At 41.5% G+C, this 20,608-nt stretch carries 19 protein-coding genes; 13 read left to right on the top strand and 6 right to left on the bottom strand.

Annotated elements, in window-relative coordinates; genetic code table 11:
* The first annotated feature begins 14 nt into the window (after positions 1 to 14).
* The 3 genes from hslV (at position 15) to ACQ76V_RS00375 (ending at position 4,036) form a co-directional block, all read left to right on the top strand.
* The gene (gene hslV, locus ACQ76V_RS00385) at positions 15 to 563 is read left to right on the top strand and encodes an ATP-dependent protease subunit HslV (protein WP_440998478.1); all 549 of its coding nucleotides are present in this window, start codon (positions 15 to 17) and stop codon (positions 561 to 563) included.
* Entirely contained in the window at positions 563 to 2,008 is a 1,446-nt protein-coding gene (gene hslU / locus ACQ76V_RS00380; protein ID WP_440998477.1) for an ATP-dependent protease ATPase subunit HslU, read from the top strand. The genes hslV and hslU overlap by 1 nt, the downstream gene beginning before the upstream one ends.
* A 141-nt stretch (positions 2,009 to 2,149) precedes the next feature.
* A complete protein-coding gene (locus ACQ76V_RS00375) occupies positions 2,150 to 4,036 on the top strand; it encodes a S41 family peptidase (RefSeq protein ID WP_440998476.1) in 1,887 nt (628 codons plus the stop codon).
* Positions 4,037 to 4,115: 79 nt separating this feature from the next.
* Here ACQ76V_RS00375 and ACQ76V_RS00370 read toward each other — a convergent pair whose 3' ends face one another.
* A complete protein-coding gene (locus ACQ76V_RS00370; protein ID WP_440998475.1) occupies positions 4,116 to 4,811 on the bottom strand; it encodes an RsmE family RNA methyltransferase in 696 nt (231 codons plus the stop codon).
* Between the two features lie 238 nt (positions 4,812 to 5,049).
* Positions 5,050 to 6,258, bottom strand: a complete 1,209-nt coding sequence (locus ACQ76V_RS00365) for a 2'-deoxycytidine 5'-triphosphate deaminase (protein WP_440998474.1) — start codon at positions 6,256 to 6,258, stop codon at positions 5,050 to 5,052.
* Positions 6,259 to 6,411: 153 nt separating this feature from the next.
* On the opposite strand from ACQ76V_RS00365, the gene ACQ76V_RS00360 reads away from it, so the two are divergent.
* The gene (locus ACQ76V_RS00360) at positions 6,412 to 7,029 is read left to right on the top strand and encodes a hypothetical protein (protein ID WP_440998473.1); all 618 of its coding nucleotides are present in this window, start codon (positions 6,412 to 6,414) and stop codon (positions 7,027 to 7,029) included.
* Here the strand turns inward: ACQ76V_RS00360 and ACQ76V_RS00355 are convergent.
* Together ACQ76V_RS00355 and ACQ76V_RS00350 are read right to left on the bottom strand one after the other, a co-directional pair.
* Positions 7,012 to 9,072 (bottom strand): peptidylprolyl isomerase, encoded by a 2,061-nt coding sequence (locus ACQ76V_RS00355; RefSeq protein ID WP_440998472.1) that lies wholly within the window; start codon positions 9,070 to 9,072, stop codon positions 7,012 to 7,014. The two genes, ACQ76V_RS00360 and ACQ76V_RS00355, sit on opposite strands and share 18 nt — an antisense overlap.
* A gap of 24 nt (positions 9,073 to 9,096) precedes the next feature.
* A complete protein-coding gene (locus ACQ76V_RS00350; RefSeq protein ID WP_440998471.1) occupies positions 9,097 to 9,303 on the bottom strand; it encodes a hypothetical protein in 207 nt (68 codons plus the stop codon).
* Between the two features lie 156 nt (positions 9,304 to 9,459).
* Between ACQ76V_RS00350 and rplU the strand changes: the two genes are divergently transcribed.
* The 4 genes from rplU (at position 9,460) to ACQ76V_RS00330 (ending at position 12,910) form a co-directional block, all read left to right on the top strand.
* A complete protein-coding gene (gene rplU, locus ACQ76V_RS00345) occupies positions 9,460 to 9,975 on the top strand; it encodes a 50S ribosomal protein L21 (RefSeq protein WP_440998470.1) in 516 nt (171 codons plus the stop codon).
* A gap of 20 nt (positions 9,976 to 9,995) precedes the next feature.
* Positions 9,996 to 10,253, top strand: coding sequence for a 50S ribosomal protein L27 (rpmA, locus tag ACQ76V_RS00340; RefSeq protein ID WP_440998469.1), 258 nt, complete (start codon positions 9,996 to 9,998; stop codon positions 10,251 to 10,253).
* Between the two features lie 71 nt (positions 10,254 to 10,324).
* Positions 10,325 to 10,981, top strand: a complete 657-nt coding sequence (locus ACQ76V_RS00335) for a fumarylacetoacetate hydrolase family protein (protein WP_440998468.1) — start codon at positions 10,325 to 10,327, stop codon at positions 10,979 to 10,981.
* A gap of 3 nt (positions 10,982 to 10,984) precedes the next feature.
* Positions 10,985 to 12,910: a M23 family metallopeptidase gene (locus tag ACQ76V_RS00330; protein ID WP_440998467.1), complete on the top strand. Its 1,926-nt coding sequence runs from the start codon at positions 10,985 to 10,987 to the stop codon at positions 12,908 to 12,910.
* A gap of 73 nt (positions 12,911 to 12,983) precedes the next feature.
* Here ACQ76V_RS00330 and ACQ76V_RS00325 read toward each other — a convergent pair whose 3' ends face one another.
* Both ACQ76V_RS00325 and ACQ76V_RS00320 read right to left on the bottom strand, forming a co-directional pair.
* Entirely contained in the window at positions 12,984 to 13,361 is a 378-nt protein-coding gene (locus tag ACQ76V_RS00325) for a RidA family protein (RefSeq protein ID WP_440998466.1), read from the bottom strand.
* Between the two features lie 6 nt (positions 13,362 to 13,367).
* Positions 13,368 to 14,171, bottom strand: coding sequence for an alpha/beta fold hydrolase (locus ACQ76V_RS00320; protein ID WP_440998465.1), 804 nt, complete (start codon positions 14,169 to 14,171; stop codon positions 13,368 to 13,370).
* 154 nt (positions 14,172 to 14,325) lie between these two features.
* Here ACQ76V_RS00320 and ACQ76V_RS00315 point away from each other — a divergent pair, with 154 nt between their 5' ends.
* The 5 genes from ACQ76V_RS00315 to porV all read left to right on the top strand — a co-directional run bounded on the left by ACQ76V_RS00315 (position 14,326) and on the right by porV (position 20,578).
* Positions 14,326 to 15,654 (top strand): tetratricopeptide repeat protein, encoded by a 1,329-nt coding sequence (locus ACQ76V_RS00315; protein WP_440998464.1) that lies wholly within the window; start codon positions 14,326 to 14,328, stop codon positions 15,652 to 15,654.
* A 43-nt stretch (positions 15,655 to 15,697) separates the two neighbouring features.
* Positions 15,698 to 16,918 (top strand): tetratricopeptide repeat protein, encoded by a 1,221-nt coding sequence (locus tag ACQ76V_RS00310; RefSeq protein WP_440998463.1) that lies wholly within the window; start codon positions 15,698 to 15,700, stop codon positions 16,916 to 16,918.
* 12 nt (positions 16,919 to 16,930) lie between these two features.
* A complete protein-coding gene (locus tag ACQ76V_RS00305; protein WP_440998462.1) occupies positions 16,931 to 18,070 on the top strand; it encodes a cystathionine gamma-synthase in 1,140 nt (379 codons plus the stop codon).
* A gap of 47 nt (positions 18,071 to 18,117) precedes the next feature.
* Positions 18,118 to 19,299 carry an acetyl-CoA C-acyltransferase gene (locus tag ACQ76V_RS00300; RefSeq protein WP_440998461.1) on the top strand — a complete coding sequence of 394 codons (1,182 nt, stop codon included), beginning with the start codon at positions 18,118 to 18,120 and terminating at the stop codon, positions 19,297 to 19,299.
* 175 nt (positions 19,300 to 19,474) lie between these two features.
* A complete protein-coding gene (gene porV, locus ACQ76V_RS00295) occupies positions 19,475 to 20,578 on the top strand; it encodes a type IX secretion system outer membrane channel protein PorV (RefSeq protein ID WP_440998460.1) in 1,104 nt (367 codons plus the stop codon).
* Positions 20,579 to 20,608 lie beyond the last annotated feature (30 nt).

Below are 20,608 nucleotides of genomic sequence, written 5' to 3'. Positions count from 1 at the left end.
CAGAATATAGTTTAATGAGTTTACCTGAAATTAAAGCAACAACCGTCTTGGGTATTATTCACAACGGTGAAGCTGCGCTTGGTGGTGACGGACAGGCCACCATGGAAAATACTGTCATGAAAGCAACCGTTAATAAAGTGCGCCGCCTCTATGAGGGAAAAATTGCTGCGGGCTTTGCCGGCTCAACAGCCGACGCCTTTACCCTCTTCGAGAAATATGAGGAAAAACTGAAGCAATATAACGGCAATTTAAAACGCGCCGCTGTAGAGATGGCCAAAGAATGGCGGCAGGATAAATTTTTGCGCAAACTTGAAGCTCTTTTGGTCGTAATGAGCAAAGATCAGGCTCTGCTGATATCGGGCCAGGGAGATGTCATTGAACCTGATGATCAAATTTTAGCTATCGGCAGTGGAGGACATTATGCCCTTGCCGCAGCGCGGGCTCTCAAAGACAACGCTCCGGATTTATCAGCTCGTGAGATGGTGCAAAAAGCACTCGATATAGCAGCAGATATCTGTATCTATACGAATCATAACCTGAGTATATTAGAAATTGAAGATTGATGAGTACTTTACAAAAGACAGTTACACAGAAAAACCTTACACCGCAACAAGTGGTTGCGGAATTGAACAAATACATTGTTGGACAAGATGATGCCAAGCGATCGGTTTCCATTGCCTTGCGAAACCGCTGGCGACGCATGAATGCTGATGAAGATATCAGAGACGAAATTCTGCCAAATAATATTCTTTTAATTGGTCCTACCGGAGTCGGTAAAACCGAAATTGCCCGGCGACTCGCTAAGCTTGCCGAAGCTCCCTTTATAAAAGTTGAGGCAAGTAAATTTACTGAGGTCGGCTATGTTGGACGCGATGTCGAGTCAATGATCCGTGATCTGACCGATATTTCCATCAACATGGTAAAAACGGAGATGCGCGATCGGGTAGAAGAAGAAGCGCGTGAAATTGTTGAAGAACGCATTCTGGATATTCTTATCCCTCCTGTCAAGAAAAACCAAAGCGATAACAGTTCGCCGGGATTTGATGCCAATTCAAATGATCAGAATTTTAATCCGCAAAGTGCGTCTGACCAAGAGCTCAATGAACGTACGCGCAAAAAGTTTCGTGATAAACTCCGCAATGGTGAGCTTGATGAACGTGAAATAGAGATCGAGGTCAAAAAATCTGGGCGTTCTCCCATGATGCAAGTATTTGGTCCCCAGGGTGGAATGGAAGAAATGGGAATCAACCTGCAGGATATGCTTGGCAATCTGGGCGGACAGAAAAAAACCAAGCGTAAGGTAACCATTGAAGAAGCGCGTGAAATTTTATTGGAAGAAGAGGCCGAAAAGCTGATCGATCACGAATCAGCAGTACAGGAAGGACTTGAACGCGTTCAAAAACAAGGCATAATTTTTATTGATGAAATCGACAAGGTGGCCGAATCATCAAATAATAGCAAAGGCGGTGGCGGTGGAGGCCCCGATGTAAGTCGCCAAGGTGTACAACGTGATATGCTGCCGATTGTTGAGGGTAGTAATGTTTCTACAAAACACGGCATGGTTAAAACTGACCACATGCTGTTCATTGGTTCAGGGGCTTTTCATGTCTCCAAACCTTCTGATCTTATTCCGGAATTACAGGGCCGTTTCCCGATCCGCGTTGAGCTAAACTCCCTTACCGAACAGGATTTCTTTGATATTCTAACGCAACCCAAAAATGCGTTAACCAAACAATATCAAGCGATGTTAAAGTCGGAGGGTGTGGATATTGAGTTTACCGAAAATGCTCTCCGAGAAGTCGCTTCGATTGCAGCCCAGGTAAATGATCGGGTGGAAAATATTGGTGCGCGAAGATTGCACACCATCTTGTCTTCGCTATTGGATGAGCTGTTATTTGCTGTCCCCGATGATATTAACTCTGGTGATATCACTATTGACAAAGATTATGTGAACAAACAGCTGGATGATCTTGTTAAAGACAAAGATTTAAGTCAATATATTCTGTAGTCATACGTTGACAAATATTAAATTAATCAGCTATTTACAGCTTAAATAAAAATTACTCATTTGCATTCGATAATACGTTATTTCTTTAGCAGTACGATTTAGAAATAATTTTTGTAATGTAATCACCAATACCTTTGCACCATGAGCATGAAAAAGTTTATCATCCCTAATATTGTCACGCTGTTTGTATTATCACTTTTCTGGTTTGCCGGTGTTGAAACCATCGTTCCCGGAAATGATACCCTGCAAAAAAACATCAAAAAGTACGTCCAGACCCAACGACGTATAATCGACAATTACGTCGATCAGGTTGATGTAACAGAACTATACAAAAACAGTGTAAAGGGATTAGTAAAAAATCTTTCAGATAGTACAGCTAATCTTAAAGATACCCCGGCTGACACCAGCTTTGGGGATATAAAAATAAAAAGCCTGGGGGAATCAGTCGATAAGTTTGAACAAGCTTATCTGTATGTCACAAATAACTATCCCGATGAAAATATGACTGAACGTACTGAAGATGCGCTTGAATCTATGTTTAGAGGGTTAGACCCACACTCGGTATATATTGAACCTTCGCTTAGTGATGATATCGATGATGAGTTCTCAGGCAAGTTTCAGGGTATTGGGGTGCAGTTTAATGTCATTCAAGATACGATTACGGTAATCACGGCCATCGCCGGTGGACCCAGTGATGCGTTGGGCATTCGATCCGGGGATCGTATTACCAAAATTGATGGCGAAAGTGCCATTGGTTTTACCAATGAAGATGTCCGTAATACCTTACGAGGACCCAAAGGTTCTGAGGTTGATGTTACGATCAAGCGACCGAATGTAAAAGATCCAATCCAATTTACCATCGTTCGCGACGATATCCCCCTCTACTCTATCGGTGCTTCTTATATGATGGACGACAAGACCGGATACATCAAAATGGATAAGTTTATCCAAACCACGCACCAAGAGTTCATGGAGGCGATGAAAGAACTTCAGGATAACGGTATGGAACGCCTGCTCTTGGATTTAAGAGGGAATCCGGGAGGGTATTTAAGTCAGGCTGTGGCTATTACGGAAGAATTCTTTCCCCAAGGAACAAAAATTGTCTCTACAAAAAGCCGTCATACGCGATTCACTTCAGCCTATTATTCACGTCGCGATGGGTTCTTCAAAGATAAACCGCTGATGATTCTTGTTGATGAGGGATCTGCTTCAGCAAGTGAAATTGTAAGCGGTGCTGTTCAGGACCACGATCGGGGATGGATTGTCGGACGACGTACCTTTGGCAAGGGATTGGTTCAGCAGCAATATGAACTGGTTGATTCCAGCAAAATTCGTGTTACGATATCTAAATATTATACCCCCTCCGGCAGGTTGATTCAGAAGCCATATAACAACAAGGGAGGTGAAGAATACGCCTATGAAATTTATAAACGTGGCGTAGACGCTAAAGGCGATGCTATGGAATTTGTTTCTCATGTTCCTGATTCACTAAAATTTTCGACTGACGCCGGACGAACGGTTTACGGCGGCGGAGGTATCGTGCCCGATCATATTGTTCAACCCGATACTGCTCAATCCAAAATTGTTGCCAACTATATGCTTCGTAATCGGGTTGGCTTCGAATTTGTACGAGATTATCTTGATGAAAACGGTGACGCATTCCGTGAAAAATGGGAGGACAACTATGATCGCTTTAATGAAGAATTTGAGTGGTCAAAAGAACAGATGGATGAAGTATTCAGTCGCCTGAAAGAGAAAAATATGGTTGTCACCGATACGCTCTCTAAGCCGGAGTTTAAATCTGACACATTATTTATTCCCCAAGGACATCTTGAGGAAATTGAATGGATGCCTCGCGGACTCATAAAAGCCGAATTAGCACGTCAGGTGTGGGGACTTAAAAAATACTACCCTGTAAGAAACAAACTTGACGAAACCATTGAGGAAGCAAGGAAAATGTGGGATGAAGTAGCAAAACTGGAAGAATATGCGGCCTCACACACAATCCCTTCAAAGAATCGGTACTAACCGTTTATTCAAGTAAAATTATTCAAGCCCGGCTCATGTTTTTGGCCGGGCTTTTTCGTTTTAATACGAAAAATTCTCTCTACAAAAACTGACTTAGGAAAGCGACTGCAGCTGTTTCTGCACGCAGTCTGTTTGTTCCAAGTGATACAAGATCGGCTCCTTTATCTATAAATGCATCGATCTCATTATCTGAAAAGCCGCCCTCCGGCCCAACCAATAGCAAAATCTTTTCGGCAGCAGAAAGACTTTGATAATCAATATCGTTGGATTCATCTACTTTTTCGTGAGCTACCATTATGTTATCTGCTGAAATTGTCTCCATCATCACCTCGAGCGAATGATAGACTTCTATATCACAGAGATGCGATTGCAGACTCTGTTTCATGGATGAAACAGCAATCGATTTCAGCCTATCCATACGCACGTTTTCTTTGATCGTGTGTTCACTTCGAAATAGACATATTTGGGCAGCTCCCAATTCAATAGCTTTTTCAACAGCAAATTCCAGGCGATCTCTTTTCTTGATGATTCCCATCCCCAACATAAATTGAGGCTTTGGGCGGGAACTGTGTTGCTCATGGTTAATTTCTACTTGTACCGACTTTTTTGTAATACGACGAACAATCCCCTGATAACGCCCTCCTTCTCCATCAACAACGGTTAAAGAATCCCCTTCTCGCACCCTCATCACTTTTGAGGCATGAATAGCTTCCTGGTCCAACAGCTCGGCGAACCCATTGTTTATCTGCGAGGGAGGCGCATAAAATATATTCATCACTCACCGTTTTTTTCGAAAGGGTTCGCCAGGACTAAATACTGTCTGACCGGTTTCCAAAATAATTTCTACATAAGGAGCACACAAACCGCAGCTGTTACTGCAATAGTTTTGATCCTGAAGTTCATTCAGTGAATTGATATTATTTTGACTGGCATACTGCCTTATCTCGGAAAAATTCCGATTGTGACACACACATTCTTTTACATTATTCGGAGCCATAAAATAAGCTCTACTCTTATTGTTTAAAATGTTTTCCTAATCGAAGCTCTTGTCCCTGGTAATTGCTCTTAATATCATCACCATACACAAATTCTGGAACTTCTGTATTAGGTTCAAATTTCATACTGCAGAACGTTTGTCCATCTTCAATCAAAAAAGGCACATCGTGTGAGCGTACCTCGAGTACCGCACGTGCTCCTTTATCCTCTACGCGACCACCAAAACCGCTGTCAAAAAAGCCTGCGTAATGGGTTCGCAACTCTCCCGATCCGGTATCATAAGCGATCATCTCTGCAGCTAAATATTCCGGGATGCGGCAGCGCTCTTTGGAAGCAAAAATGTAAAATGCCTCCGGCTCTAAAATAAGATGATCATCCGGCTGATGGTAGATCGGCTCCCAAAATTCTGACACTTCATAATAATTGATGTTATCAAGATCTATATAATCGCGGTGTTTTTTGGCTTTGTAACCCACAATCTGACCTTCCGAAGCATGTAAATTCACACTCAAAAAGAGTCCATTATTAACTTTTAGATTATCTACTTTTACCGGCTCTCCCTGCTCGGTAAAAAGCAGCGGATCAGAGCTGTGTGTTCGCAAAATATCCTGATCGGAAAGCACAGTATAACCATGACGAATGCGTAGCTGATTTAGCCGGTCTCCCGTTTTTACTTTGATGGGAAATGACTTGGGAACCACCTCCAGATACATTCTCCCTTTATAGCCAGATCGTATTTCCTCAAAACGATGCGAATAATCCGTGATTACACGCGTAAATACATCGAGGCGCCCCGTTGTACTCTTGGGGTTGGCTTTGGCCGAAAGATGTTCGCCCGATACAATTTGATAGTCTACTCCGTTTTCATTTCCATTGAATAACGTTTTCTGTGGCGATATATGAGAGGGCAGGTGCAATTCTTCTAACAACGGTATGATATAAACACAATTGGGTTCTAAAATCGCCCCATCCGTAATTGAAAAATCATATTGGCTGAGCTTATCCAGCTTTTGATTTACTGATTCGTCTTCGGGGAGAAAACTGCAACGCACCCGATAGGCCTTTTCTCCCAGACGCAAATCTATGGAGTTGGGCTGAAATTGGTCATCCTGCAATGGATATCCATCAGCATGTGAAATGATGCCCGCATTGGCTAATACGCGCAATTTCTGGACGGGCAGTATACCTTTGGTTCGCAAATGTACTTTTTGGATCTCGCTGCTCATTAAAAACCTACCTTGGATTAAAACGTTAATGAATATTTTTATCTTAGAGCATATAAACGTGCGCCCTAATATAGGAATTCAATAATCAGAATTCAGAATCGATATTTTATTAATTTACAAACTCACGAATTCCAAATATTCTAATCACACAACATGAATATTCTTTTTTGGAGCGGTGGAAAAGATGCCTACTTGGCTCTGCATTTTTTTAGGGAATCTCATCCTGAGGCAGATGTAAAACTGCTCACTACATTTAATGAGTCCAGTGAAGTTGTACCTCATCAAAACATTCCCCTGGCTGAAATTAAAGAACAGGCGAAATTTCTGAATCTGGAAATACTTTTGGTGGCCTTACCTCCCGAATGCCCGAATGACACCTATTTGGAACGAGTTGCAGATAAACTGAGTCAAATAGATCAACCTATTGAAAATCTCGTTTTCGGCGACTGGCACTTAGAAGATATCAAACAATGGCGACAAGATGTATTTGGCGAAATGGGTTATTCCTGTGTTTTTCCGATTTGGCAAAAAGAACTCAATGAACTACTGCCCATTTTACTTTTAAAACCGGTAGAAATAAAAATCAGTGCCGTAAGTGACGAGTTCCAATCTTTGTTAAAGGTAGGAGAATTATTCGACCAAAAGTTGGTTATGCAGCTTCAACGCCTTAATGGAATAGATCCCATGGGCGAAAACGGAGAATTTCACACAAAAGTAGTTTTTAAAAATGCTGACACTCCGGATAACCAACCCCTAATACCAAGACGTTGATAGCACCCTATCCCCTTTCTCAATGTTATCAACCACGTCCATTCCATTTACTACCTTCCCAAAACGGGTATAATTACCGTTTAGATGTGGCATCCATTGGTGCATCATAAAATATTGACTGCCCTCAGTATCGGGACCGGCACTGGCAATACCTACTGCCCCGCGTTGAAATTCTTTTTCTGATGCTTCGGTAGGAATTACAAAGTCTGGTCCGCCAAACCCATCCCGCCGTTCTATATCCCCACCCTGAATTACAAAATTTGGCACCACGCGATGAAAAGGAACCCCGTCATAATGACCGGCACTATTCATGCTATCAATCATCGCCACCGTTGCCGGAGCACTAAGGGTATTCATCTCAATCTGGATACGTCCTTTCTCTGTTCGCATCAGCAGCGTAGGTGTGCGCCCCAACTCCCAAAGGCGATTCCAATCAGGCAAGCGGAACTCAGCTTTCAGTTCTTCCGGAACATTAACATCCCATCCGGCATTAGCCAAAGATCGATTTAAAGGCAGATAGTTTTTAGCAGCCAATGAATCTATCACGGGTTTAGCCTGTTCCTCAAAACGTTCTTTATAGAATGCCCCAAACCTTTGATAGACTTCAATGTCTTCCGGAAGCGCAAAGGCCTTCAAACTATTGTTGATACGATTAAAATCTTCTTGCCCAAAAAGGTCTTCATTTTCAAGCAGTGGACCGGCCATGTAAGCAACGCCGCGATCACCAAGGTCCAGTGCATCAAAAACGATATTGCGAATTTGTTGCCTATGCTCTCCAATATTTTGAATATCCTGCACAAAACTTCCCAAGCTTTGCAGTGCATACATCGTTGGCAATTGCTCATTCTCTTGTACTACTCCTTCAATACGCTGCAGGTACTCCACTAAAGGTTTATATTGCTGATAAATCCCCAAAACCTCCGGCCACAAATAGGAATTATCTTCCCCTATAGAGTCAAGCCTGTCTTGATACTCTCGCACAATCTGAGCATCTATTTTTTTAACAAGCGCCAACGCTTCCAACCAAACAGCATCAGCCAAACTGGCATCCGTTAGTATCTCTTCCCGGATGTATTGATATAGGTCGTCACCGTCCGTAATCTTTCCATCCAAACTCTGCAGCATTCGAACCTGGACATGGGGATTTTCATTTCTCAAAAGAATATTAGCCGCTAAGGCATTCTTATCATTTAATGGAACTTTACCAATTGAAGTCGCCAACTCATAGGCCAGCTGAACCTGGTGATCCAGCATCTGTTCACCATTGTAGAAAATCGTCATCGTATGTGTCGTACGTTCGGGCAGTAACTTATTTATATATTGATCCACATCCCGGCTCATGCCTGTCCCCATCAACTGCCAGCGATTAAAAAGAGTATCCTGTGCAGTATCAGTTAATTGGGATTTAGCACCACGATACCATCCATACAAATAGGCGCGAGTAACTTTGTAGCTTTTTGTGTCAAAAGCTTTCTGAATAATTCTGATTTGGCGACTTGGACCCACGTCATGATTCAAAACCAAACGCCCCACTGCCAATGCAAAATGATATTCGCTATCTGCTAAATTTCGGTCCAGCTGATCCCATAAAAATGAGAGCGTTTGCTCATCACCCTGTTGTCCAAGCACCCTCGATATACCTGTTCGTAGTTTAGGATTATCGAGCCACTGTTGTTCGAGTTCCCTAAGTTGATTCTCGTTAAGGGCATGCTTGCTTATTGCAAACCAAGCAGTTTCGGTGTTCTGATCTTTGGCAAGATCAATAAATTGGCTAATCGAATCTACCGGAGTATTGGCAAAAGCCCGCCACGCTTGCTTGCGCACTTCGGGATGTTTGTGTGAAAGAAACGGCTCAATATCCCGGGCATTCCGCTGCGTAATAGCTTCATATAATTCAGGATAGGATTCCGTAAGCAGCGAATCAGTTATAGGATTAGCACTTTTGTACGGACCTGAACCCCCGGTAGAATAATTGAGCAGAACAATGATACCGACTCCCACGGTTATCAAAACTATCCAAGAACGAAGTCGGACATATTTCATTTTAATCAATTGAATTGAAGAACATTACAACGATGGATTGTGATCTTTGGCTTCTTCTACATGGTCAGCTTCTTTCTTTTTATTGATGGTTTTCAATTTACCATTGGCATCTTTTCGAGCTTCATGAAGTTGTGAATCCTTAATCCATGCCCGGCCTCCATCATTTTGAAAGCGTTTATTATTTTTAAACATGAAAGCTTGCTTATGCAAATCAGGTAACTCCTTATCCATAACAATTTTTTTATTCTATTGGACTCAATTCATTGACAATAATACAATTTTAACGACTATAATTCATAAGATTTTTGGCTTTGCTTTGAGCCTCGAAAAGCTTATATTTGGCATTCTGTAGCCAAAAGAATTTAAAACATAAAATTACATAATTAGATGTACGCAGTAGTAAAGATAGGTGGGCATCAATATCGCGTATCAGAAGGCGATGTCCTATTTGTTGACAAACAAAGTGATGAAACCGATCAAAAGCTAACTTTTGACGAAGTTTTATTAACTAACGACGATGGTAATGTAACAGTAGGCCAACCTGTTGTTGATGGTGCTGCTGTTGAAGCGACGTTACTTGATAATGTGAAGTCAGACAAGGTTATTGTTTTCAAAAAGAAACGTCGCAAGGGATATCAGGTTAAGCGCGGACACCGCCAACCGATGTCTCAAATCGAAATTAACAGTATTTTTACTTCTGGTAGCGGAAGCAAAAAGGTTGCAAAGAAAAAAGAAGATACTTCCGAAGCTGAAGAAACGGCTCAAGTATCTACCGATATGACAGCAAAGGAAGCAATCAGTCATATCCGAAATACAGATCTTGAAGATCTTAAAGATTTTGTTCCCGAAGATGAAGAGCGGGTTACCGTTTTGGATGCATTGAACAGTAAGCAAGAAGGATAATTCAGAAATTTTAGATTGTTATGGCGCATAAGAAAGGACAAGGATCTACAAAGAACGGTCGCGATTCGATATCGAAACGACTTGGAGTTAAAAAATATGGCGGAGAAGTTGTCAAAGCCGGTCACATTATCGTACGTCAGCGTGGTACCAAGTTCCACCCGGGCGAAAATGTAGGCCGTGGCGGCGACGACACACTTTTTGCCAAAGCTGACGGACAGGTTACTTTTCGCGTTCGCTCCGGTGGGCGTAAATATGTAAGTGTTGAGCCTGTTTCGTAACTACACTTTATTCCAAATTTTTAAAGCCTTGGTTTCTTAAGAGACCAAGGCTTTTTTATATTTGATACCTTATGAAAAAACAAAGCATACCGGGACTATCCCATCTACAATTTCGTAATATCTTTTGCATTGGCCGAAATTATGTTGAGCATGCCCAAGAATTACAAAATGAAGTACCCGCTCAACCCTTGGTATTTTTAAAACCGACGAGTAGTATCATTTTTGATGGCGATGCTATTCATATCCCTCCACAAAGCAAAAATGTGCATCACGAAGTGGAGTTGGCAGTTGCTATTGACAAGGCCGGCAAGAATATCCCCAAAGAGAAAGTATTAGAGCATATTGGTGGATATGGTATCGGTATTGATGTTACTGCCCGTGATATCCAGCAAAAAGCTAAAGACAAGGGACATCCGTGGTCCGTTGCCAAGGGCTTTGATACTTTTGCACCGTTAAGCACTTTCGTCAAAAAAAATCAGATTGCAAATCCTCAAAACATCGATCTGCACCTTACCGTAAATGGCGAAACCCGCCAATCTGATAACACAAAGCTGATGATTTTTTCAGTAGCCGATCTTATTCACTATTTATCAACTATATTTACCCTGCAGCCCGGCGATATCATTTTAACCGGAACCCCCAAAGGCGTATCCCCTATTGTGAGCGGTGATACTATTGAAGCTTCGTTAGACAGCGGACTCACGACACTATCGGTAACCGTAGAATAACTCATGAATATTCGCTATCTACTCTTATCATTTATTGCCATCGGGTTTAGCACACAGCCCATAGCTGCTCAGGAGCTACATAATTTTGATCCCTCACAAGCTCACTATCAATGGCCAACTGAAGCAAGCAGCTATCTTTCTTCAACATTCGGAGAAACACGATCGGCACACTTTCATGCCGCCTTGGATATAAAAACCTGGGGACGAAAGGGCTATGAGGTATATGCCACCCGAGATGGTACGGTTGATCGCGTTGCGATTGGCCCCCGAGGCTACGGCAAAGTGATATACTTAAAACATAATGATGGCTCCTATTCTGTTTATGCACATCTACTCTCTTTTAATGATAAACTGCAGCAATTGGCCGATTCGGTTCGGTTTGCCGAAGATTATCAATTTGAAATGGAGAAATTCTGGGGATGGCGAAATATTGAAGTAACCCAGGGAGACCTAATCGGATACAGTGGCGCATCAGGTATTGGGCCTCCTCATCTGCATTTTGAACTTCGAACGCCATCACACAAACCCTTTAATCCTCTACTCACAAATTTATCCGTTAAAGATAACATTCCACCGCAAATTAAAGAGCTTTCGGTAGAACCACTCAGCTCCAATTCTACAATAGAAGGAGAAAATGCTATCTATACCAGACGAGCACAACTTAAAAATGGATCCTACAACTTCGGCACCGTCAATGTTCATGGTCCTGTAGGACTGGGTGTAAACACTTTTGACCAATCAAATAACGTTCATAACAGTTATGCAGTTTACGAACTGGAGCTTGATATAAATGGGGAAAAAATCTTTCATTCAAAAGTTGACAGCTTCTCTTACAATGAAACCCATCAAATGTTTATTGATCGGGTGTACCCGATTTTGAAAGATTCCGATAAAGGATTCCAGCGGTTATATATTGCAGATGGGAACTCACTTCCTTTTTACAAGACCAATAATAGTAAAGGCGTACTTAATTTATTAGCAGGCACTCATCAGGTCACAATTACGGCAAAAGATTTTTACGGCAATACTTCCACGGCAAAGGGTACTATCAATGTTCTTGAAGACCCGCTGCAAAATCGTAAACGATCATACACCAATTACAACGCAGGTATTAACCTTGTATCTCCCAATCAGTGGAACTGGTTTACAGATTGGGTTACCATCCCTTACAATCAATACGAGCATACAACAATTGGCTTAGCTGATAAAAAACACATTATCGAACATGTAAATGGTGTTGCTATCAGCACGAAAGAACAAAACCCGCTTTTTATTAACAGCCCTGCATTAGGTCCACTACAATTTTACCGCATAAAGCCTCAAAACACCTCATTTGTTACAACCATCGACCAAAACCATTTTGCTGTATTTCCCAAACAAACATTTTACGATACGGTTTCGGTAGGTATGTCTGTGCATAAATTTAACAATGACTCTTTACGAGTTAATATCATCCCAAATTCCTATCCGGTTCGAAAAAATTTTAGATTTTATACCTCTCGAGATAGCATAGCAATTGACACTACAAAGTTGTCGTTCTACAATTTCAACCGAGAGGACGAAGAATGGGAATTAGTTCCTACAAAGTTTTCCAGTACTCATATCATAGGAAAGGCTGAATCTTTGGGGCATTTTTCTTTAAAAAAAGACGAGACGGTCCCAAAGGTCACAAATCCGCGCGTTCGGGAGCGTCCCGATGGTAAGTGGGTTATTTATATCGATGCCACCGATAACTTATCCGGTATTGACTACTCGCGATCAAAAATATTTGTCAATGACCAACAGGGAATTGCTAAATTTGAACCAGAAAGTGATCGCTTTTTATACTATCACCCTAATTTTGAACCTTCCTCTTCTATGAAAATTGAAGTCGTTGTTTTTGACAAGATGGGTAACAAAGCAGAACGTCTTTTCGAATTAGAGAATTAGGTCATATAAATAAAAAAGGAGAAACGGTTCCCCCGTTTCTCCTAAGTATCAAATATATTTCCTACTTCCTTTTTTAGATATACGCTATGCAGCCGACTTCCACCTTACAGTTTTTAGGCAGAGTTTCTACCGCAACTGTTTCGCGTGCCGGGGGATCACTTTCAAAGTAGCTGCCATAAATCTCATTGACCGTTGCAAAATCATCCATATCGTCAAGAAAGATGCTACACTTAATCACCTTATCAAACCCTGATCCGGCTTCTTCCAAGACCGCTTTTAAGTTTTTCATGACCTGCTCAGCCTGTGAGCTTACATCATCACCTGCAAAATCTCCGGTTTCAGGATCTAATCCTATCTGTCCTGAACAGTAAACCAAATCATTATGAACAACGGCTTGGCTGTATGGTCCTATAGCTTCGGGTGCCTGTGATGTATGAATAATCTTCTTCATAGTTTATTATTTGATTGAAGTTGCATTTTTATTTTTTAATTCGATCAAAAACTCATTCATATAAAAAGCAAATTTTTCGGGATGTTCCATCATCGGAGCGTGCCCACATTTGTCTATCCACTTGAGTCGAGAATTCGGCAGAGATTCCTGAAATTCTACCGCAACTTCGGGAGGGGTAATTTCATCTTGTTTACCCCAGATAAGCAGTACTTCTTGATCAATATTCGGTAAAAATTCCTCCATGCTGTACTCATGGGTTTCCCGGGCAATAGCAAGTACATTCAATAAATTTGATCGATCATTGATCACTTCCATAATCTCATCCATAAGTTCTTCAGTTACGAACTCATCATCGTAAAATGTAATTGCTGCTTGTTTTCGCACATAGTCGCGATCGTTACGTCGGGGAAATGTGGACCCAAAATCTCTTTCCTGCAAACCAGAGCTTCCGGTTAAAATCAGTGCTGAAACATTGTCCGGCTGTTGAACGGTATATTCGAGAGCCAGGTGTCCTCCCATAGAATTGCCCAACAGTATAGGGTTTTCAATTTCCAATGCTTCCATAAAAGAATGAAGCCATTTAGCCATATTCTTAAACGTCAGCTTTCTGGCCTTAAACTCATAAAGGGGAATGGAGGGAACATAAATATTATAGTCATCTATATAGTCTACCAAGGCATCATAATTACTTAACCCCCCAAACATACCATGTAAAAAAACGAGATTTGGGGAATCCTCTGTCCCCTTTGAAATTTTAAGATACTCAAAATCGTTGTAGTGGTGACTTTCGAAGTGGCTGCTGCCGAACATATACGTTGATAACTGGGTTAATAGACTGTTACTTTATAAGTTGCCTAATATAATAAATTTAAGCATTAATATTGCAGAAAGGGCTATATATGATTACTTTCTGCAATCACGATTGGATATTCTAATAACATTGAATTTATAGCAATAAGAAACCATGTTTATTAAAAAATTACCACATCTACTTGTAACGTTGCTCGCGGCGATTTTGATAGGATGCGGAACTTCAAATCCGTTGGCTGACGAAGCACAAAGTAATCTGAAAAACCAGGACTTTGAAGCTGCTATTGCATCAGCAGAAAAATCCATTGAAACGTATCCTGGAGATCCTTTGGGGTATTATTACAAAGCCGTTGCTTTAGGCGAACTTGCAGGATCTAAAGATGATCCGAGCGAGCGTCTCGAGTATTACAAAAAAATGAATGACGCATTTGAAACAGCAAAAACTGTCGCTGATACCTCTGAAAATAAACCAGGAGAAATTGACAACATATCTGGTGTAAAAGTTGCTGTATGGCAAAACGAATTTCAGAAAGGGGTTGACTATGCTACCAACGACAGTCTCAAAGGTACGGTAGAAAATCCGATGGAATATTCTTTATTCCACTTGCGAAATGCCACCGAAATTCAGCCAGATAGTGCAAGCTCTTGGAATGTTCGTGCTCAGATAGCTGCCCGCAACCAAGAGTTTAAAGAAGCCGTTACCTCAAAAGAAAAATATATGAGCATGATTTCCGAATCGGAGATTGATACCGTTGATTACATGCATTTGGGAAATTACTATTACAACTTAGGAAATGAGGAAAAAGTTGTTGAAGCGTTTGAGAAAGGTAAAGAACGCTTTCCTGAGAGTACGCCCATTGTTACCAATCTTGCAGATGCCTACCGCAGAGCCAATCAACCCGAAAAAGCTATCTCAACTCTGGAAAGCCTTGTTCAACAAAATCCTGATAATGCGCAGTACCGCTTAGTGATGGGTACCCAAATTTATCAGCAGGCATTAGAGCTGCAAGATTCCATGGGTACTAATTCTGAGAAAATCATGGATTTACAACAAAAGTTAAAACAGGCTAATGGCTCAGAAAAGGATAAAATTAAGAGTCAAATCCAACAGCTCAGTGACCAAAATGAAAAGATGTTAGCCAGAAAAGAAGAGCTTACAAATCGTGCTGAGAAAGAGATTAAAAAGGCTCTTGAAATTCGTCCTGATGATCCCGCTGCCTACGAAACACTGGGCGTTATTTATCAAAACCGAGCCAAAACTCTTTTTGATCGTCGTAACAGAACCACCGATAATCAACAGGCGGCAAAGTTTGATAAACAAGGCAAAGAGGACATTCGCCAAGCTATGGATTACTACGAAAAAGCCGTAGAGCTTGACCCTGAGAATCAAAGTTACTGGAGAAGCTTATTTCAAATTTACACCTTCCTTGGAATGGATGAAAAAGCCCAGGAAGCGATGGAAAAAGCGGGCATGGACGGGTAACAACCATCTAATCACTCGCATTTAATAATTCACTTTCTTTTTTATGATTCATGACTTTACCCGAATGGCAAGCCTTATGCTTGCATTCGGGTTCTTTATTAGTTGCTCAACATTACAATCTTCAACTCAAAATCCGGCTGAATCTGATAGCCTTTCCGAACAACAGATCCAGAAACAGATCCGATCTATAGATAAGAATATTTCTTCTGATCCTGAGAAGGCAGATTTATACTTCCAAAAGGGAAAGCTACTTACTCAGCTGGCCCAAAAAAAAGAGGAACCCTCTGAACGTGTCCCCTCTTATTCAGATGCTCGTAAGGCTTTAGAACAAGCCGCCGATTTATACAATAAATCAGCAAAATCAGAGGATAAAGTAACCGACCTGCTCAATGTAACCTGGAGTTTAGAACATAATGAAGGTGTTAAATTATTGCAGGGAGAAAGTATAGAAGAACCTAACTACGCAGAAGCGACTGCCCATTTCAATAACGCCACTATTATTATTCCAGACAGTGCCATTTCTTATACAATGAAAGCACGGGCCCTGTATAAAGATCAACAGCCTGACCAAGCTATTAACACCTTAAAAGAAGCCCAGACGAAGATAAGTAACCCTCCTACTATTCTCTTGGAACAACTTGCCTATCTGTATCTGGAAAATAATTATCCTAAAAAAGCAGTAGAAGTTTATGAACAGGCCGAATCATTTTCCAACAATAATCTAAATCTTCTTCACGGGCTTTCAAATGCATATATCAATGCAGGAGAACATCAAAAAGCCATAGAACTGCTCGAACAATTAATTGAAAATGAACCGCAAAATATCATTTACGGTCAATCTTTGGCTACCGAATTATACTTCGCTGGAAAAGCAAAGCTTAATTCGGTTTTTAGTGCTCTTAAAAATGGTGATGCACTTGATGAAACCAAATTTGACAGTGCGAACACCCTATTAACTAGGGCAAGCGAACAGTTTAGCCGGATTTCTGATGCCAATCCGGGGAACTTGGATATTCAAAAACGTACAGCTACTTTTTACTACAACAGTGCCTCCCAATATCAAAAACTTGTGCCATTGATAACGGAGGAACACGATGAACAAATACAGGAGAAAATTAAGCAATATTTATCAGCTTCTATTCCCCTTTTTGAAAACCTAACAGAGAAGGAATCCCAAAATCAGGAAATCTGGAATAAGCTTTTCCAAGCATATTCTATTCTGGGAATGGAACAGGAAGCAAAAAATGTAAAGGCTAACCTATAATACCTTTCTGTAATGAAATTCAACACTAAAGCTATCCACGCAGGACAACAACCAGAGGAAACCTCTGGAGCGGTAATGCCTCCTATCTTCCAAACTTCTACGTATGCCCAGGAGGCCCCCAATGTTAATAAAGGATATGATTACGCTCGAGTAGGCAATCCCACTCGTACAGCCCTTGAGAAGCTTATTGCCGGATTAGAAGATGCCGATGCCTGTGCTTGCTTTGCCAGCGGTTGTGCTGCAATGGATGCGGTTCTCAAAATGTTTCGTCCCGGCGATCAGATAATTGCCTCTAATGACCTTTACGGCGGTACGTATCGATTGTTCACCAAGGTTTTTGCTCCATACGGTATCGACTTTACTTTTGTAGATATGACTGATATCGAAAATGTAAAAAAAGCTGCTACCGATGATGCTAAGCTGCTTTGGATCGAAACGCCTACCAATCCCCTGTTGCGCGTAGTAGATATCGAAGAACTCACAAACTTTGCAAAGAACCAGGATATCCTATCACTGGTTGATAACACTTTTGCTTCTCCTTATCTGCAGCAACCATTAGCGTTGGGAGCAGATATGGTTCTCCACTCTACTACCAAATATTTGGGGGGACATTCAGATGTAATAGGTGGCGCTGTTGCTACTTCTAACGAGGCCATTATGGAACAACTCCGCTTTCAAGTGAAGACTACAGGAGCCGTTCCCGGACCCATGGATTGTTACCTTACTTTGCGGGGCATCAAAACGCTTTCTGTACGTGTTCAACAATCGGTAGATAACGCTAAGAAAGTTGCCTCATTTTTGGACGAACATCCCGATGTGGATCAGGTTATTTATCCCGGCCTCGAGAGTCACGGACAACACGACATTGCAAAAAAACAAATGAGCGATTTTGGTGGAATGGTCTCATTTTCTTTGACGGATGATTCCATGGAAAAAGCGCAGGAATTTATGAGTAGAACAGAAATATTTACATTAGCCGAGAGTCTTGGCGGTGTAGAATCGTTAATTAGTCACCCTGCTTCTATGACCCATGGATCGATCCCAAAAGAGGTTCGAGAAAAAGCGGGACTCAAAGATTCGTTGATCCGGCTCTCGGTTGGTATTGAAGATGCTGACGACCTAATTGAAGATCTGGATCAGGCATTTGAATAAATTCCAGATTTATGAACAAGATCTATAACCCAAAAACTGTTTAAATTATGCGGAATGTAGTTATTGTTGATGCAAAACGTACTCCTGTTGGCTCTTTCGGCGGAAACTTATCATCATTTTCAGCACCAGAATTAGGAGCTGCGACAATTACGGAATTAATGAAATCAACGGGTATTGAACCGGAAAAGATACAAGAAGTTGTTTTCGGGAATGTTCTTACGGCAGGTGTCGGGCAGGCTCCCGCGCGTCAAGCTGCTCTTAAAGCCGGGCTTTCTGAACTCACACCCGCTACAGCTGTTAATAAAGTCTGTGCATCAGGTATGAAAGCTATCATGATCGCTGCAAATCAGATTCAGCTTGAAGAAGCTGATGTCATTGTTGCCGGCGGAATGGAAAGCATGAGTAATGTCCCCTATTACCTAAATAAACACCGTTTTGGTTCTAAATTGGGACATGCGGAAGCACAAGACGGGATAATCAGAGATGGTCTCTGGGATGTCTATAATGATTTTCACATGGGTAATGCGGCAGAAATTTGTGCAAAAGAATGCAATATCAGTCGTGAAGAGCAGGATGAATTTGCCATTACTTCCTACAAGCGAGCTATCAAAGCTCATGAAGAGGGCTATTTTGATGATGAAATCATTGAAATGAAAGTAAAAGATCGCAAGGGTAATGTATCCAAAGTTACTATGGATGAAGAGCTCAAACGTATCAATTACGATAAAGTGCCTAAACTTAATCCTGTTTTTCAAAAAGACGGAACCGTTACCCCTGCCAATGCAAGCAGTATAAACGACGGTGCAGCTGCAGTGCTTTTAATGAGTGAAGAAAAAGCGGAAGAACTTGGATATACTCCATTGGCCCGTATTGTAAGTCAGGCCAGTGCCGCCAAACAACCCGAATGGTTTACCACCGCACCGGCTGATGCTATGCCCAAAGCGATGAAAAGGGCCAACATCGATAAAGAGGAGATTGATCTGTTTGAAATAAATGAGGCATTTTCAGTTGTTTCCCTGGCCAATGAGCAGATTTTAGAGCTCAATCCGGAAAAAGTTAACATCCATGGCGGTGCAGTCAGTATTGGACATCCCATTGGGTGTTCGGGAGCACGGATTATTGTAACGCTCTTACATGCCCTTAAGCGTACAAACGGGCGTTATGGATGTGCCGGAATTTGCAACGGTGGCGGCGGTGCTTCGGCCATGGTTGTTGAAATGTTTAATTAAATTTCGTTAAGAAAGTGGAAGCAGGATGAAGTATTTCATCCTGCTTTTTTATTTCTTATATATTCTGATAACTTTATATCAAGAAGATAATAATGAGCACTTTATTCAGAATAATAATTTCAAATATTATTATCTTCTGTTAAACGCTGAATGTACTTCTATCAACTGATTTTCTATGATTAAGAAAGCATTTACTACTTTTACCCTTCTATTTGTACTGGCTACCTTATCGTATGGTCAGGTTGGCATTACTTCAGTTCCATTTTTACAGATCGAACCCGACTCACGGGCAGCAGGAATGGGCAATACAGGTGTTGCTATTGCTGATAACGCTTCTGCAGTCTTCTGGAATCCCGCTGGACTTGCTTTTCAAAAAGGAAACCAAATAAACTTTACACATAGCGAATGGCTGCCCCAGTTTAATGCTGATTTGTTTTATGATTACCTGGGAGGTAAGTACCACATGGATGGGATAGGTACATTCGGGGGACATGTCACTTTTTTGAATTTGGGTGAACAACTCAGAACCGATGAAACCGGATTAGAACAGGGACGTTTTAACAGTTATGAACTTGCTGCAGGACTTTCTTATGGGCTAAAACTTAACGAAAACTGGTCACTGGGCTCCGGATTCCGATTTATATATAGTAGTCTTGCTGATGGTCAGGTAAGTCAGCAACGAATTAATCCCGGTTCCAGTGTGGGGGTTGATCTTGCAGCCATGTATAAATCTAACAGTTTCAAATTCATTGGTAACGATGCCAATGTAAATGCAGGATTAAATATCTCAAACATTGGTCCCGGTGTAAACTACACCGACAATGCCCAAAAAGACCCGCTGCCAACCGTTTTCCGTATTGGATGGGCGTTTAATACAAATCTTGACAAGGATGGCATCCATAAATTGACGATTGCCAATGATATTTCAAAAGTGATGGCACGTCTTGATTCTAGTGGGGAACCCAAAGGAGTTATCAATTCGCTTTTCTCATCATGGGGAAGTTTTACCCGCAATACAGGTACCGGAGAAGTGACTCTCTCTCTTCCCGAACAATTAATGTATGCTGTAGGTACCGAATATTGGTATAACGATCTATTTGCGGTTCGGGGCGGCTACTATTATGAAGATCCCAATAACGGTGATCGGCAATATATGACATTGGGAGCCGGAATCCGGTATAAATTTGTCGGAGTTGATTTCAGCTATATTAATACACTGGGGGATGAAAACCACCCTCTTGCCAATACAACCCGCTTTGGTTTACTGTTGAACTTCTAATCCGGGCCAACGTGGGCTCATGACTTTATA

This window comes from Fodinibius sp. SL11, assembly GCF_052060035.1.
Lineage (GTDB): Bacteria > Bacteroidota > Rhodothermia > Balneolales > Balneolaceae > Fodinibius.
The sequence above is the reverse complement of the archived record's forward strand: the minus strand, read 5'-3'. Positions and strand labels throughout refer to the sequence as shown.